This window comes from bacterium, from assembly GCA_024224155.1.
Lineage (GTDB): Bacteria > Acidobacteriota > Thermoanaerobaculia > Multivoradales > JAHEKO01 > CALZIK01.
This window is the reverse complement of sequence record JAAENP010000465.1, coordinates 1-1,241: the sequence shown is the minus strand read 5'-3', so window position 1 is coordinate 1,241 and position 1,241 is coordinate 1. Positions and strand designations below refer to the sequence as shown.

Here is a 1,241-nt window from a genome sequence, read left to right as displayed (position 1 = left end):
GGAAGAAGAGATTGAGCGCCAGGCGGCCGAGGACGAGGAGCAGCACCATCCCCAGCAGGTGTTGCTGAAATCGATCGATCTCGGCGCGGTTGAAGCGCAGCATCAGAGCCGCCGCGAAGCTCGCGACGGTGGCGAGCGCGTCGGCCGACACGATCAACGTCATGCGGGTCCGGGACGGAATCTTGGTCAGACGCTGGAGTTTACTGGCCACCGAGGTGAAGTCTCTGGGAGGTATGGCTCGCAGGGGGAACGAGACCCTATCATGCTCAAGCACCGACGGCGAGCGGCGAGCGCCTTTGTTAACCAACACTTAACCTTGAGGCCGGCCGCAAAGCTCAGCTGCAAGCTGAGGTTTTCGGGCCGGGCTCTTGGTACGGACGGGCTGGGCCAGGAAGTCGAGCTGCAAGCTCGAGTTCCTGGGGCGCTGGGAGGGCGCTGGCTCGTTGCCGTCACGCACGGACGACGTTCGTCGCCGGTTCCCGGTAGACGCCGCGAGTGTCGACGATCAGCGACGCGTGCTCGGCCAGGGCCGCGTAATCGATGCTCGAGTGGTGGGTGACGATCAGCACCGCGTCCTGGCTCTCGACCGTCTCGCGGTCCAGGTCGACCGACCTCATCGGCGGTAGATCGGGCCAGGTGCGCATTGCCGGCGCTTCTTGAATGTGCGGATCGTGGTACGCGACGTCGGCGCCGAGCTCGACCAGACGATCGAGGATCTCGAACGCCGGGCTCTCGCGCGGGTCGGCGACGTCGGGCTTGTAGGCGAGGCCGATGACCAGGATCCGGCTGCCGCGCACCGGCTTGCCGCGGGCGTTGAGGGCTTCGAAGAGCTTGGCCAGCACATAGTGCGTCATTTCGACGTTGACTTCGCCGGCCAGCTCGATGAACCGTGCCCGGAGCCCGAATTCCCGGGCCTTCCACGACAGATAGAAGGGATCGACCGGAATGCAATGCCCGCCCCAACCGGGTCCGGGATCGAAGCGTTTGAAACCGAACGGTTTGGTCTCGGCGGCGTCGAGGACTTCCCAGACGTCGACGCCCATGGCGTCGTAGACCGTTTTGAGCTCGTTGACCAGGGCGATGTTCACCGCCCGATAGATGTTCTCCGTCAGCTTGGTGGCCTCGGCGACGCGGGTCGAAGACACCGGCACCACCGATGAGAAGACCTGGGAGTAGAGCGCGGTTGCCAGCTCGGTGGACGCGGCGTCCGCCCCGCCGACCACCTTGGGTATGCTGACCGT

At 65.2% G+C, this 1,241-nt stretch carries 2 protein-coding genes; both read right to left on the bottom strand.

Annotated elements, in window-relative coordinates; all coding sequences use genetic code 11:
• On the bottom strand, positions 1-211 hold a 211-nt coding region (locus tag GY769_22510), incomplete at its 3' end, for a hypothetical protein (GenBank protein ID MCP4204691.1).
• Positions 212-449: 238 nt separating this feature from the next.
• Positions 450-1,241: nucleotide sugar dehydrogenase (locus tag GY769_22505; protein ID MCP4204690.1), on the bottom strand; the 792-nt coding region annotated here is incomplete at its 5' end.